Here is a 13,663-nt window from a genome sequence, read left to right on the forward strand (position 1 = left end):
TCCATGGCTAAGAAGAGCAAGATCGCGCGCAACGAGCAGCGCAAGGTCGTCGTCGAGCGTTACGCCGAGCGTCGTGCCGAGCTGAAGAAGACCCTGGTCGACCCGAACGCGACCGAGGAGGCCCGCGAGGCCGCCCGCGTCGGTCTGCAGAAGCTTCCGCGCAACGCGTCGCCGGCCCGCGTCCGTTCGCGCGACGCCATCGACGGCCGCCCCCGCGGTGTCCTCACGAAGTTCGGCATCTCGCGTGTCCGCTTCCGTGACATGGCGCACCGTGGCGAGCTGCCCGGCGTGACCAAGTCGAGCTGGTAAGCAGTCTTCTTCCCTGAGTTCAGGGAATCAGGGGCGGGGATCTTCGGATCCCCGCCCCTTCTGCATGTCGGGATTCCGGATCCGACCTGTGACTGGAGTGACGGATGAGGCGCGACACGCCGCCGCAAAACGTCAAAACCCGCGAAATGACGCGGAAAACCGGGGTTTGGTTGATACATTCAAGGCGGTCGTTCGACCAACGGGGGGCATCCGCCCATCCGGAACTCTGATACGAAGCGACGGGATCCCGTCGCTGGAGGATGAAATGGCTGACAAGTCCATCACCAAGACCGAGCTCGTCGCGAGCATCGCCAGCGCCACCGGCCAGAGCCAGGCTGCCGTCTCCGGCGTTCTCGACGCCCTGTTCGCCACGGTCTCGGACGCTGTTGCCAAGGGCAGCAAGGTCTCGATCCCGGGCTGGATCTCCTTCGAGCAGGTCGCGACCGCCGCCCGCACGGGCCGCAACCCGCAGACCGGCGCCGAGATCAAGATCCCGGCCGGCAAGCGCGTCAAGGTGACCGCCGGTTCCAAGCTCAAGGCTGCCGTCAAGTAATTCGGCTCCGCCTCGCAAGGCCGCCCCTCCCCGGAGGGGCGGCCTTTCGCGTGCACCGGCTCTGCTGCGCCGTTGGGTTCTGTGGGCGCGAAGGTTGCCGGCGCACGATGCCACTTTGGGGCGCACTTCTCCCGTTCGGGGCGCGTGAGGAGCGGGGAACGCGGCGTACGGCGCCCCAAAACGAGGGGATGCGCCCCGAGAACTGGGTGCGAGCGTCGGGCGAGCCCGCTCCCGGCAGACCCCGAGCGACAGCGGAATAGGCTGGAGGGGTGAATCGCCCCGCCACCGGGGTCCGCCCCGAGACCGGGTCGGATGCCGCCCGCTCCGCCCTGCCCGCCGGATCCCCGACCCTGCGCATCGCCGGTCCCGTGATCCTCATCGGGGCCGCGATCCTCGCCGTCGTCGCCGGGCTCGCTTTCGGCGGGGGCGCGGCGCCGAACCTGCTGCTCGATCCCGGACCCGTGGTGCGCTGGGGCCTGCCCGTCGTGAAGACGATCAGCAACCTGGGCGCGGCGGCGATGCTCGGATCCCTGGTGCTGGCGCTCTTCTCGTTGCGCAGCGGGGCGCGGTCGTTCGAGATCGCGCTGGACACCGCGTCCATCGGCGCCGCGGTCTACACCGTGGCGAGCGCCGTGGCGGGCCTGTTCACGTTCCTGCAGACCCTCGGCGTGAAGCTCAGCGCGGGGCCCGAGTTCGGCGCGCAACTGGGCCGGTTCCTGCTGGAACTGCCCCTCGGTCAGGCGTGGCTGATGACGGTTCTCGCGGGCGCCGTCATCACGATCGCCGCCTTCGCCTTCCGCGGCTGGACCGCCACACTGCTCACGGCGATCCTCGCCGCCGCCTCGTTCATCCCGCTCGCGACGCAGGGGCACGCGGGCGAGCTCAGCGGCCACGACGCCGCCGTGAACTCGCTGCTGCTGCACACGATCGGCGCCGCGGTGTGGATCGGCGGCCTCGTGCTGCTGATCGTGCTGCGCGGATCCCGCAGCGAACTCGCCGAGACCGGACGCTCCGGCGCGAGCACCGCCGTGGCGAAGAACGCGGCCAAGAGCGGCGCGAAGACCGCGGTGACGCCCGGAGCGAAGGGCGCACACAAGTCGGCGGGCGCGAAGAAGACCAAGGGCGCCCTCACGTTCGCAGCCGTCGTGCGCCGCTACTCCTCCCTCGCTCTCGCCGCCTACGTCGTGGTGGCGGTCTCGGGCGTCGCGCGATCCATCGTCGCGGTGGGCGACTGGGCCGGCCTGCTTACGCCCTACGGCGGCCTCATCGTCGCCAAGGCGATCGTGCTGATCCTGCTCGGCGCGCTCGGCGCCCGCTACCGCACCCGGCTCATCCCGAAGCTCGAGGCGGGCGGATCCGGCCCGTTCTGGACGCTGGTCCTCCTGGAGCTGGCGCTCATGGGGATCGCCTCCGGCCTCGCCACGGCGCTGTCCCGCACCGCTCCGCCCACCGGACTCGAGGTGGCGACCGTGCGCACACCGGCCGAGATCCTCACCGGCTCCCCGCTGCCGCCGGAGCTGACGCCGATCCGCTGGATCACCGCGTGGAACATCGACCTCATCTGGGCGGTCGCGGCCGCGTTCGGCATCGTGCTCTACGTGCTCGGGGTGCTGCGGCTGCGCAGGCGCGGCGACGCCTGGCCGATCCACCGCACGGTCTTCTGGATCCTGGGGATGCTGGGTCTGGTGTGGGTCACCGGGGGCGCGATCAACGCGTACCAGGAGACGCTGTTCAGCGTGCACATGCTCGGGCACATGATGCTGTCCATGGCGATCCCGCTGCTGCTCGTCGCCGGTGCCCCGGTCACCCTGGCCCTGCGTGCGATCGACAAGCGCGATGACGGCACCAGGGGCGGACGGGAGTGGATCCTGTGGGCCGTGCACTCGCCGTTCTCGCGTGTGGTCACCAATCCGTTCGTGGCGGCGGCGATCTTCGTGCTGTCGCTGTGGGCGTTCTACTTCACCGACCTTGTGCGCTGGGCCATGACCGATCACATCGGGCACGAGTGGATGACGATGCACTTCCTCATCTCGGGGTACCTGTTCGTGCTCAGCCTGATCGGGGTGGATCCGGTTCCGCGGCGGCTGCCCTATGCGGGGCGCCTCATCACGCTCATCGCCGTGATGGCCACGCACGCGTTCTTCGGCATGGCGATCATGATGCAGTCGGGCCTGATGGTCGCCGAGTGGTTCGGATCCATGGGCCGCACCTGGGGAGCGACGCCGCTGCAGGACCAGTACGTGGGCGGCGGCGTGGCGTGGTCGGTGGGGGAGATCCCCACCCTGATCCTCGCCATCACGGTCGCGATCCAGTGGAGCCGCAGCGACGCGAAGGTGCAGAAGCGCCAGGATCGTGCCGCCGACCGCACCGGCGATGCCGAACTCGAGGAGTACAACGCGCGGCTCGCCGAGCTCGCCGAGAAGGACGCCAGGGCCGCCGCGCGCGGGCGCTGAGGCACCCACGGGGTCGTTGAGCGAGCGAAGCGAGACGAAACGCGGCACCCCGGCAGGGCACCGCGTTTCGTCTCGGTCGCCTTCGGCGTCCTCGCTCAACGACCACCTGCGGGGCGGGCTCAGCCCTCGGAGCCGGGCGGCGGGGCGGACTGCTCGGGCGAGGTGATGCTGATCGAGGCGGACCCGTCGGGCAGGAACCGGATCGTCCCGTCCACCTCGAACGGCACGTCCTGGTCTACGTGCGACACGGATCCGTCGTAGAGCGACTTCACGTCGAGCTGGATGTGCGCGGTGGCGGGCGTCGCTGCGATCTTCCACCCCTCGCCATCGGGCTGCAGCGTGATCTCTGGCCCCTTGACCATGCTCCAGGTGGGGCCGTCGATGACCCGGTTGGGCACGGTCTGACCGAACGGGCAGCCGGTGGGCTGCAGCACATGCTGCGTCGTGCACTGCGCCAGGAAGTCGTCGACCCGCTGCTGCACGACCTTGACGAAGGCGTCGGTGGGCGCGGCCTGCACATCCAGCGGCACGTCGGCGAGCGGTTTGTCGGCGAGCACGCCGATGCCGGTGGCCGTCGCGGTGGCGGTCTTCACCGACACCGAGTAGAGCCCCGGGGAGAACACCAGCATCGGGACCGGGTCGAGTGCTGACGAGTCCGCCCCCTGCGCGGCGACCTGACGGCGGTCGAGTTCGAAGTCGTTCACGAAGAACCGGTCGGATCCGCGCACGGTGAGCGAGATCACGGCGAGCGGGCTCTGCGCGAACTCCCACGCGGGTGCGACGCCGATCCAGCCGTCCTGCGCGATGCGGAAGGTGGAGGACCCGGGGTGGCCCCCGGCCTTGTACGTCACGGTGACCGACGTGGCGTTGCCGTCGGCGTGCTCGTCGGTCACGGTGATGTCGGTGAGTGTGCCGAGGGCGTCATGGCGCAGCAGGGCATCGGAGGCGGCCCGGAACGTGTCGCTGTCGAGGTCGCCGTGAGAGAGGGCGACGCCGGGCAGGCGCAGCGCGTCGGCCGCGCGACCTTCGCTGAGCAGCGTGAGATAGCGCGTGACGAAGGCGGAGGGGCTGTAGAACTGGCGGTAGACGGTGAGCCCGCCGGCCGCGAGCGCGGCGGCGAGGACGACGCCGACGACCGCGAGCAGCGTGAGGTCCGACCAGAGCGAGGCACGGCGACGCGCACTCCGCGCCCGGCGCGACCGCACGCCTGGCGTCAGCACCCCCGCCGACTGCACCATGTGCGCCAGTCTACGAAAGCCCGCCTGCGGGAACCCCGAATGCGCGACCGCCGGAGAAAGTCGCGCGCCGGTAGAATTCGAGGACCGTGAGCACGCCGACCCTCTCCGCCGAACAGGAAGAACTGTTCCGACTGATCGAGGACTCCCGCGAGCACGTGTTCATCACGGGACGCGCCGGCACGGGCAAGTCGACGCTGCTGCAGCACTTCGCGTACAACACGCAGAAGCAGATCGCCGTCTGCGCGCCCACGGGCGTCGCGGCGCTGAACGTCGAGGGGCAGACGATCCATTCGCTGTTCCGGCTGCCCATCGGCCTCATCGCCGACAGCGAGATCGACCAGTCGGATGCGACCCGCAAGATCCTGAACGCGATCGACACGCTCGTGATCGACGAGGTCTCGATGGTCAACGCGGATCTGATGGACGCGATCGACCGATCGCTGCGCCAGGCGCGCGGGCGGCGGGCCGAGGCGTTCGGCGGTGTGCAGGTGGTGATGTTCGGGGATCCGTATCAGCTGGCGCCGGTGCCGCCGCGCGGTGACGAGCTGCGCTACATCCAGGACCACTACCGCTCGTTCTGGTTCTTCGACGCCAAGGTCTGGACCGGCGGCGAGGCCACCGACGGGCTGCTCGACATCGGCACGCACGGCGCGACGCTGCACGTGCGCGAGCTCGTGCACATCCACCGGCAGTCCGACGCGGGGTTCAAGGCGATGCTGAACGCGGTCCGCTACGGCCGGGTGACCGCCGAGATCGCGGGCGCGCTCAACGACGCGGGCGCGAGAACCCCGCCCGAGCCGGCGCCGGGCGAGATCCCGATGATCACACTCGCCACGCGCAACGACATCGTGAACGGCATCAACGCCCGCCATCTCGCGGCGCTGCCCGGCAAGGTGCAGAAGGCCAAGGCCGACATCTCCGGCGACTTCGGCCGCGGCGAGGCCAACTATCCGGCCGACCAGGAGCTGCAGCTCAAGGAGGGCGCGCAGGTGATGTTCCTGCGCAACGACATCTCCGCGATGCCGGATCCGCCGCGCTGGGTGAACGGAACGATCGGCACCGTGGTGCGCATCCTCGGCGACGCCGTGCGGGTGGAGATCGACGGCGAGGAGGTCGATGTCGAGCCCGCCGTCTGGGAGCGCTACCGCTACATCTACAACCCCGGCACCAAGACGCTCTCGCGAGAGGTGGTCGCGGAGTTCACCCAGTTCCCGCTGCGGCTCGCGTGGGCGGTCACGATCCACAAGTCGCAGGGCAAGACCTACGACCGGGCGATCGTGGACCTCGGATCCGGCGCGTTCGCCCCGGGGCAGACGTACGTCGCGCTGTCGCGGCTGACCTCGCTGGAGGGTCTGTATCTGTCCCGTCCGTTGCGCCCCCGCGACATCCGCGTCGACGAGGACGTGCGCCGCTTCATGCGCGTCGCGTGGGAGGCCCGCCAGGGCGACTCCACGCCGCAGGTCGGGTCCTAGGCCGCGCATGCGACACGACGGGTCAGGCGGTCGCGCCGGATCAGGCCGACGAGATCCGGATCCGCCTGATCGCGTGCGATCGCGGACAGTCGCAGCGGCGGTCCTGCTGCTCGTCGCGGTCGGGGTCGCGGTGATGCTCGTGTGGCCGCAGGCGCTCGGCGCGCAACGCGTCGTCGGTGTGGCACAGCTGATCGCGTTCCGGGCGCCGCTGGCACTCGGGCTGGCCGTCGTCGCGGCGGTCACCGGCGCCGTGGTGCTGCTGATGCGCCGTCGGGCGGTGCGGCTGCGGCGCATGCTGGTCGCGTTCACGGCGGTCGTCGCGCTCGCCGCGGGCGGGAACGCGGCAGTGCTCTTCGCCCGCGGCACGGCGGCCGGCGGGACGAGGGGCCTGGGCAACGGCGATCTGACCGTGCTGGTGTGGAACACCCAGGGCGGTGCCACATCGCCCGCCGAGGTCGCCGAGCTCGTGCTCTCCACGGGGGCCGAGGTGGTCAGCCTGCCCGAGATGGATGACGATGCCGCCGCCGAGGTCGCGCGGCGGGCGACCGCCGGGGGGATCCCTATGACGGCTGCCACCACCCGAGCCGTCGCCGAGACGTCGGAGCCGTCGTGGATCCCGACCTCGTTGCTCGTCGCCGACCGCCGAGGCGCGTACCGGCTCGACGCCTCGGCGGGCACGACCCGCGGGCTGCCGAGCGGAGTGTGGCGGCCGGTGGACGGATCAGGCCCTGTCATCGTCGCCGCTCACCCCGCCGCGCCGCTCACCGACGGCATGGACGACTGGCGCGCCGGTCTGGACTGGGTCCGCGCGCAGTGCCAGGGGATCGGGCCCGAGCTGATCCTCGCCGGCGACCTCAACGCCACGGTGGATCATCTCGACGTCGGCGACTGCCGTGACGCCGCGACCGAAGCGCATGCCGCGGCGACCGGCACCTGGCCGGCCACGATGCCGGCGTGGCTCGCCGCGTCGATCGATCATGTGCTCGTCGGATCCGCCTGGCACGTGCGCGAGGTGCGGGTGGTCGACGCGACCGGCGGAACCGACCACCGGGCGCTGGTCGCCGTGCTGGTGCGGCACGACTGATCCGGTGAGAGGTGCTCAGGCATCCGCGCATTCCGCCAACGGGCAGCACCGTCACGGCCGGAGATCTGGGTGGGTTCGGGCTGGACCTTGCTCAAGGGTGGGCTGACTACAAGGATTCCGGTACTTCGCTCAGCATTCGAAGTTGGCTCGGGACGTATCTGGGAACGAGTGGCTCTCCGCAGTTCGACCTCGAAGACATGGTCGCCGATGTGGACGGATACCTTGTCGCCCGGATGCTGCGCGCCAACCCGAGCCGAGATCTCGACGACTGCGTGAGATCGATTGAGGTTTCGTGCCAAAGTGATCCGACCTGGCGGTATCGCGAGTTCGTCAATCTCCGTTTCGATGGGAACTGGTCGTGGGTCGCGAACGCGGGTGAGCACCTGTTTGACCCTGGTACCTGGAGCCAGCTGCCGGCTGAGCATTTCGGGGGAACTCCCCCGACGGCGGCGCAGAGCGTTCAGCTGGGCCTGGGCTTCATGGACGCGTTGAAGCGTCTCGCGGGCGCTTAGCCGGCGCCGAAGGGATCGGGGTGCCGCCATTCATCGACGGCGCACCGATCCCCGTTGGTTTTCGTGGGATCGATCCAGGATCTCGACCGGATAGTCAGTTCGCGCGGATAGGGTCGGATTCATGGCGGAGCCCCGGACGGATGTCCCTAGCATTGGCGTTGATGCGGTCTCACGTCCCTCCCGCGCCATCGCGATCGCCACTCTCTGCAGTGTGATCCTCTTGCTTGCTCTCTCGCTCTTTCACGCTGTCGTCACGAACGCGGCGGGCCTCGTCACGGCGGTCGCTGGCAGATGGGACTGGGCGGAGTGGAGCTACCTAGGGCTTGTCGCGCTGCTGGCGGCAGCGCTTCTCGTGCACGCCGCTCAGGACGATCGTGCAATGTTCCCGCGGACCATCGCCACCGTGGCGGTTGTGCTGGGATCGGCCGATTGCTTTCTGATGTATTGGAAGTGGGTGCTGCTCGCGCCCCCTCCGCTCAACGAGCCGGAGCCGAGCTGGCTCGCTGTCGCCGCGAACTTCATGTTCGTCCTCACCCTGATGCCCTTCGCGATGGCATTCGTCGCGGGATTCGTCATGCGACGTGTCGATCACACCTCAGCGCGGTTCCGGGTCGGCATGACGGCATTGGTCGTCGGGACCGCAATGCTCGTGATCGCACTGGCCATGTGGATACCGAGGCTGGCGGCGTCGGCCGGGGACGTATCGATCGGATGATGCCGACCAGCCGCTATGAACCGCGGCTGCTCTCGCCGGAGGGAATCTGCTCCCTAGCCTGTGCTGATCCGCAGCCGCGCCGACGATCCCGGTGACGAGAGCTGTTCTTTGACGAGGGCCCCGCCATCCGGGGCCTCGTCGCATGTGAAAGGAGGGCGCGATGCCCTACGACTACACCACCATCGACAGCCACCGAGTCGAAGCACACGTCGCGGGGGCATTTTCCGGTCTGCGTTCCGCGTTCCATGAAACGTTCGGGTTCGATCTCCTCGTGACCGATGGCACCCGCACCCGTGCCGAGCAGGCCGAACTCTACGACGGCTGGATCAACCGCCGCCCCGGGTACAGCCTCGCTGCGGCTCCGGGGCTCTCGAATCATGAGGAGACGGGGCCACGGGGCCCGCGGGCGCTCGACGTCCGCGACACGGGGCCGGATGCCGGCGTGACACGGATCGGGACGGAGCGTTCCCGGTGGCTGTGCGAGAACGGACCGGGCCACGGTTTCGTGGCCGCGGGCTATGACTTTCGACCCGCCCGAAGCCTGGCACATCGAATACACCGGTCCACTCGACGGCTCGGCATCCGGGGGCGGTGACGCTGCCGGGAATCCGTTCGGCATCCCGCGCACGCTGGGCCTGCAGAAGATCGCACGGCTCTATGGCTACGACGGGGCTTTGGATCAGGTCTTCGGAAGCGGAAGCATGGCGGGATTCGCGGGGTTCCTCCGCGCGAACTGGGGGTATCTCGATGCGGACGACGAGCTCGGTCGCCGCATGTGGTGTGCGATCCAGCGCTGGCTCGCGGCGCGCTGGGGATACGAGGGCGGCATCGACGGAGTTCCCGGACCGCTCACACGCGCCGCGCTGGTGCGCGCTGACGCGGCGAACGAGGCAGCGCTGTGAGCCCGGCGATCCAGCAGTGGCTTCAGGACCTATCGGTGTGGGATGTGGGATTCGGCGTGGTGACGCTCGCCGGTCTGGTCTTCGCCGTATGGCGCGTCATGCCGCTGGTGAGGAAGCTCGCGAACTTCATCGATGACGTCGTCGGCGAGCCGGAGCGCGCGGGTGTGCCGGCTCGCCCTGGCCTGATGGAACGCGTTCAGCGGATCGAGCACGAGCTGTTTCCGAACTCGGGGCTGTCGACCCGGGATGCGATCAACCGCACCGAGGAGGCCGTGAAAGGGATCCGCGTCAAGCTCGACGAGGACGAGCGGCGGCTCGAGCATCTCGAGCTCACGGAGCAGCATGAGCGGGTGTCGCGCTGCGCCCATGATGCACAGCGCACGAAGGAGAACGTATGACCACGACGATCGAGATCCCGCCCGGTGCCGTCATCGCCGATGCGCGGGTTCGGCGCGGGATCGGCGTAGGGCTCTACCTGGTGTCCCTGCTCGCCGGAGTCGCCGCACTGACGTTCTCCTTCTTCCCGGAGCTCGCTCAGGGCACCGATATCCCCACTCGTGCGATCGGACTGATCAATGGCGTCGTATCTCTGCTCTCCGGGGCGTTCGGGCTGGTGGTGACCGTACCCAACGTCCCCAGGGTGAGCGAATCGACCGCAACCCCGGTGCAGCGCTGACGGGATCAGGTCCGGGCGGGCACCTCGCCAGGTCGCCATTCCGCACACCGACCGGTCCTGGGATCCTGTACCCATGACACGGCTCAACGGTCCTCCGGGCGGACGCGTCCCGGCGGCGGGAGGACGGGGCCTGCGCGACGCCCTGGTCGGCATCGGGATCCTGATGGCCGCGCTCTGCCTCGTCGAGCTCGCTGTCCCCTCGTCGTCGCGAGGCCTCGGCGGATCACTCCTCGACGGAGTGCTGGTCGCCGTCTACACCGTCACCGGCCTGCTCGCCTGGTCACGGCGTCCGCACAACCGCATCGGCCGGCTGATGCTGCTGACCGCGCTGGCGCTGTGGGCGTCGCGCACGCAGGATGACGACCTCCCGGCCCTGCACATCCTCGGCACGCTGACGTCCAGTCTGCCGCTGGCGCTGCTGCTGCACCTGCTGCTCGCGTTCCCCTCCGGGCGACTGGCGAGCCGTGCCGCCCGCGCGATCGTGACCGTCGCCTACCTCGTGTCCGTGGCGCCCCAGATCCTCGTGGTCCTGCAGCCCGCCGTGACCGAGGTCGCTTGGACCCTCCAGGCGGCGGTCGGGATCGGCACGCTCATCGTCACGATCGTGCTCCGCGGGCGTGGGCTCGGACGGATGCCTGCGCTGCTGCGGCGCCAGTTGCTCCCGTTCATCGGCTACGGGTTCGCGGCGCTCGCCGTGATCGCCGCGACCGTCGTGATCCTGCACCTCGATTCCCGTCCCGGTGCCCAGCAGGCGGCCGCCGTCGTGCAATCGGTGATGCTCGGCGGCCTGCCGATCGCCTTCCTCGTCGGGCTGACGTTCGGCGCCTTCGGTCGGGCGGGCGAGATCGCCGAGGCCGCAGCGGGCATCGCGGCGGCGTCGATGGACCCAGCCCTGCTCGACACCCTCGCGGCGCGGGCACTGGGCGACCCGGGTGCCCGCGTCCTCTGGGCCTCGAACCCGGAGGGGGCGGATCCCTCCCGCTTCGTCGACAGCGACGGGCGCCCTGTCGCCGTGCCCCCGGAACGCGGCCGGTGGCCGATCGGCCCGCCGGAGGCCCCCACCGGCACGCTCCTGTACGACCGCGAGCTGATCGCGGACCGGAGCCTGGTCGCGACGGTGTCCGGGCAGCTCGGACTCGCGATGGACAAGCAGCGCCTGATCGTCGAGCTGCGCTCGGCCGTCCAGCAGCTCCATGTGGCCGCGGAGGAACTGCAGACCTCCCGCCGCCGGATCGTCGTGGCTGCGGACGCCGAACGCCGCCGGATCGCCCAGGACCTGCACGACGGCGCCCAGCAGCGCATCGTCCTGGTCGGAATCGACGTGCAGCGGATGGCGCGGCAGGCCGACGATGCGGACTACGTGCGCTTGGAGGCGGCGCAGATCGCCGAACGCTGCGGATCCCTCCTGGACGAGCTGCGCAGCCTGGTCGAGGGCCTCATGCCGAGCCGGCTCAAGGACCACGGGCTGGAGGCCGCGGTCACCGCGCTGGCCGACCAGATCCGGATCCCGGTGCGGGTCGAGGTCTCCGGAGCCCTCGACCGGATGGGCGCCGAGTTCGAGTCGACCGGCTACTTCGTGATCGCGGAGGCCCTGACCAACGCCGTGAAGCACGCCGGTGCACAGGAGATCGTGGTGAGCCTGACCGTGCGGGACGGCCGCCTGCAGATCGCAGTGACCGACGACGGGAAGGGGCCGGCCGGGGCAGCTCCGGGGTTCGGTCTGCGCAGCCTCAGGGATCGGGTCGAGACCCTGGGCGGCACGATGACGCTCGAGCCGGCCGGGCGCGGCGGGACGACGCTGCGGGCGCAGCTGCCGCTCGGATAGGCCTTCAGCGGTCCAGGAAGCGCATCACAGCGAGGACCCGGCGATGGTCGTCGGGATCCGGCGGCAGGTCGAGGGTCGTGAAGATGAGGGCGATGCTGCGCGCGACCGCCTTCTCCGTCACGAAGAGCTCGCGCGCGATGCGGGCGTTGCTGTAGCCCTGCGCCATCAGCTGCAGCACCTCCAACCGCCGGGGCGTGAGCTGCGCGATGCCGCCGTCGCGATGGTCTCGGACCTCGCGGCGCACCATCGAGGTGATGACGTCCGAGTCGATGCTGGATCCGCCGTCGGCGACCCGCTGGACGGAGTCGAGGAAGTCCTCCAGGTTGAGGATGCGACGCTTGAGCAGATAGCCGATACCGGCGGCGCCGTCGGCCAGTAGCTCCATGGCGCCGGTGGTGTCCACGTACTGGGACAGCACGATGACGGCCGTACCGGGAAGTTCCTGGCGGATCCGTTTCGCCGCCCGGAGGCCGTCGTCGGCGAAGTCCGGCGGCATCCGGATGTCGGTGAGCACGAGGTCGGGCCGATGGGCGCGGGTCTTGCCGAGCAGGTCATCGGCATCACCCGCCGTCGCGACGATCTCGTGACCCTCGTCGGTCAGGATCCGGGAGATGCCCTCGCGCAGCAGGACCTCGTCCTCGGCGATGACGACGCGCATACCTGCTCCTGCCTGACGATGCGGACTCCCATCGGTGAGGCCGACAGTACCGGAGCAGAGCCGCCGCCCACACCCTCTCGGGCGCGGGCGGCGGCTCGGATCCGTGGCTCCCCAGTTCCTCGGATCCCCCAGCACCCCAGTGGGTCAGTCGGTCGGCGTGATCGGCTTGATCTCGGCGACCTGCGGCAGGTTGGCCTTCTCCTGGTCGGTCAGCGGGCGTGCGACACTGTCGTAGAGCGGGTCGGCGTCCTTCTTCGGGACGTCGAAGTACACCCCGGTGAGCTTCCAGGTGGTCTTGCCCATCGTGACGGTGAAGTCGCCGGTCACCCGGTCGGTCAGCGACCGCGACCACATGTTGTAGTTCGAGTAAGGGCTCATCGTGTAGTTGTGCACCTTGGTGGTCTCCTTGGTGTCGGACCAGGAGCCGCCGTACTTGTGGCTGAGTCCCGCCTCGAGGATCCCCTTGATCGTCAGCTTGGCGGATCCGGTCGTCTCGACCGAGGAGGTGGTGGTGGCCACGACCTTGGTGGTGAAGCTCTCCGGACGCGCCGTGTCGGTGTTGTTCGCGCCGCCGGCGACCAGCCTGCGCTGATCCGGACCGTCCACCTTCGTCACCGGCGTGAACGTGCACGACGCGAGACCCGAGACGCAGGTCTGGTTGAGCAGCTCGGCCTGACGCTGCGCGTCCGATGCGGGCACGGTGATCGTGGAGAACTCCTTCTCGGACAGGATCAGCCGGCCCGCGGTGATGCCCTGGTTCTCGACGGTGAAGGTGGCGCCGGCATCCGTGCGGATGTTGGTGCCGCTGAACGCGTCCACCACGAGCGTGGCCTCGAAGGCCCCGATCCGGATCGAGCCGTCGGCCAGGGGCTCGCTGTAGTTGAACGTGAGGGTCGTCTCGCCGCGCTTGGCGAAGTAGTAGACCTTCTCGTAGCGGTATGACTGACCGGGGAGGATCTTCGTGCCGGTCGGTCGGTACTGATCGCGCTCGCCCGGGCTGCCGATCCCGGTCAGCTCCAGGGTGTGCTTGGTCGTGTTGACGATGTCGAACCCGCGGGTGACATCTGCCGTGGCCGCGGCGCGTACCGGGGTCGCGGCCGACGCGGGCGCGGCGGTGGCGACGCCGACGGCGATCGAGCCGAGCACGGTCGCGCCGACGAGCCCGGCTCCGACGAGGCGTCTGGTGGTCTTGCTGGTGGTCTTGGTGGTGTTCATGGTGTCCTTCTCTCACTGCCCGCGAGGGGCTTCTGCGGCATCCCGGTCCGG

15 protein-coding genes are annotated in these 13,663 nt (G+C 69.7%); 12 read left to right on the top strand and 3 right to left on the bottom strand.

All coding sequences use genetic code 11. The features are described 5' to 3' along the window. Positions 1-3 precede the first annotated feature (3 nt). The 3 genes from rpsN to LXM50_RS09140 all read left to right on the top strand — a co-directional run bounded on the left by rpsN (position 4) and on the right by LXM50_RS09140 (position 3,315). Complete coding sequence (rpsN, locus tag LXM50_RS09130; RefSeq protein ID WP_233311002.1) at positions 4-309, top strand: 30S ribosomal protein S14; 306 nt, start codon at positions 4-6, stop codon at positions 307-309. 265 nt (positions 310-574) lie between these two features. Further along, positions 575-862 carry an HU family DNA-binding protein gene (locus LXM50_RS09135; protein WP_045250850.1) on the top strand — a complete coding sequence of 96 codons (288 nt, stop codon included), beginning with the start codon at positions 575-577 and terminating at the stop codon, positions 860-862. Between the two features lie 269 nt (positions 863-1,131). Further along, a complete protein-coding gene (locus tag LXM50_RS09140; RefSeq protein WP_374107820.1) occupies positions 1,132-3,315 on the top strand; it encodes a cytochrome c oxidase assembly protein in 2,184 nt (727 codons plus the stop codon). A 119-nt stretch (positions 3,316-3,434) separates the two neighbouring features. Here LXM50_RS09140 and LXM50_RS09145 read toward each other — a convergent pair whose 3' ends face one another. Then, complete coding sequence (locus LXM50_RS09145; RefSeq protein WP_233311003.1) at positions 3,435-4,553, bottom strand: hypothetical protein; 1,119 nt, start codon at positions 4,551-4,553, stop codon at positions 3,435-3,437. An 86-nt stretch (positions 4,554-4,639) separates the two neighbouring features. Here LXM50_RS09145 and LXM50_RS18715 point away from each other — a divergent pair, with 86 nt between their 5' ends. From LXM50_RS18715 to LXM50_RS09190, 9 genes are all read left to right on the top strand, one after another. Continuing rightward, a complete protein-coding gene (locus tag LXM50_RS18715; protein ID WP_233311004.1) occupies positions 4,640-6,025 on the top strand; it encodes an ATP-dependent RecD-like DNA helicase in 1,386 nt (461 codons plus the stop codon). 73 nt (positions 6,026-6,098) lie between these two features. Next, a complete protein-coding gene (locus LXM50_RS09155) occupies positions 6,099-7,109 on the top strand; it encodes an endonuclease/exonuclease/phosphatase family protein (protein ID WP_233311005.1) in 1,011 nt (336 codons plus the stop codon). Positions 7,110-7,120: 11 nt separating this feature from the next. After that, entirely contained in the window at positions 7,121-7,621 is a 501-nt protein-coding gene (locus tag LXM50_RS09160) for a hypothetical protein (RefSeq protein WP_233311006.1), read from the top strand. Positions 7,622-7,832: 211 nt separating this feature from the next. Then, on the top strand, positions 7,833-8,336 hold the full coding sequence (locus tag LXM50_RS09165; protein ID WP_233311007.1) for a hypothetical protein: 504 nt from the start codon (positions 7,833-7,835) through the stop codon (positions 8,334-8,336). Between the two features lie 160 nt (positions 8,337-8,496). After that, positions 8,497-8,931, top strand: coding sequence for a M15 family metallopeptidase (locus tag LXM50_RS09170; RefSeq protein WP_233311008.1), 435 nt, complete (start codon positions 8,497-8,499; stop codon positions 8,929-8,931). Positions 8,932-9,037: 106 nt separating this feature from the next. Beyond that, positions 9,038-9,238, top strand: coding sequence for a peptidoglycan-binding protein (locus tag LXM50_RS09175; protein ID WP_233311009.1), 201 nt, complete (start codon positions 9,038-9,040; stop codon positions 9,236-9,238). Then, positions 9,235-9,636 (top strand): hypothetical protein, encoded by a 402-nt coding sequence (locus LXM50_RS09180; RefSeq protein WP_233311010.1) that lies wholly within the window; start codon positions 9,235-9,237, stop codon positions 9,634-9,636. The genes LXM50_RS09175 and LXM50_RS09180 overlap by 4 nt, the downstream gene beginning before the upstream one ends. Next, positions 9,633-9,914: a hypothetical protein gene (locus LXM50_RS09185; RefSeq protein ID WP_233311011.1), complete on the top strand. Its 282-nt coding sequence runs from the start codon at positions 9,633-9,635 to the stop codon at positions 9,912-9,914. Before LXM50_RS09180 ends, LXM50_RS09185 begins: the two co-directional genes overlap by 4 nt. Before the next feature lie 73 nt (positions 9,915-9,987). Continuing rightward, positions 9,988-11,739, top strand: a complete 1,752-nt coding sequence (locus LXM50_RS09190) for a histidine kinase (protein ID WP_233311012.1) — start codon at positions 9,988-9,990, stop codon at positions 11,737-11,739. Between the two features lie 4 nt (positions 11,740-11,743). On the opposite strand, the gene LXM50_RS09195 is transcribed toward LXM50_RS09190, so the two are convergent. Then, positions 11,744-12,397 (bottom strand): response regulator transcription factor, encoded by a 654-nt coding sequence (locus tag LXM50_RS09195; RefSeq protein ID WP_233311013.1) that lies wholly within the window; start codon positions 12,395-12,397, stop codon positions 11,744-11,746. Between the two features lie 144 nt (positions 12,398-12,541). Further along, positions 12,542-13,612, bottom strand: coding sequence for a hypothetical protein (locus LXM50_RS09200; RefSeq protein ID WP_233311014.1), 1,071 nt, complete (start codon positions 13,610-13,612; stop codon positions 12,542-12,544). Between the last annotated feature and the right edge of the window lie 51 nt (positions 13,613-13,663).

The organism is Microbacterium sp. Au-Mic1, assembly GCF_021341785.1.
In the GTDB taxonomy this organism is placed as follows: Bacteria; Actinomycetota; Actinomycetes; order Actinomycetales; family Microbacteriaceae; genus Microbacterium.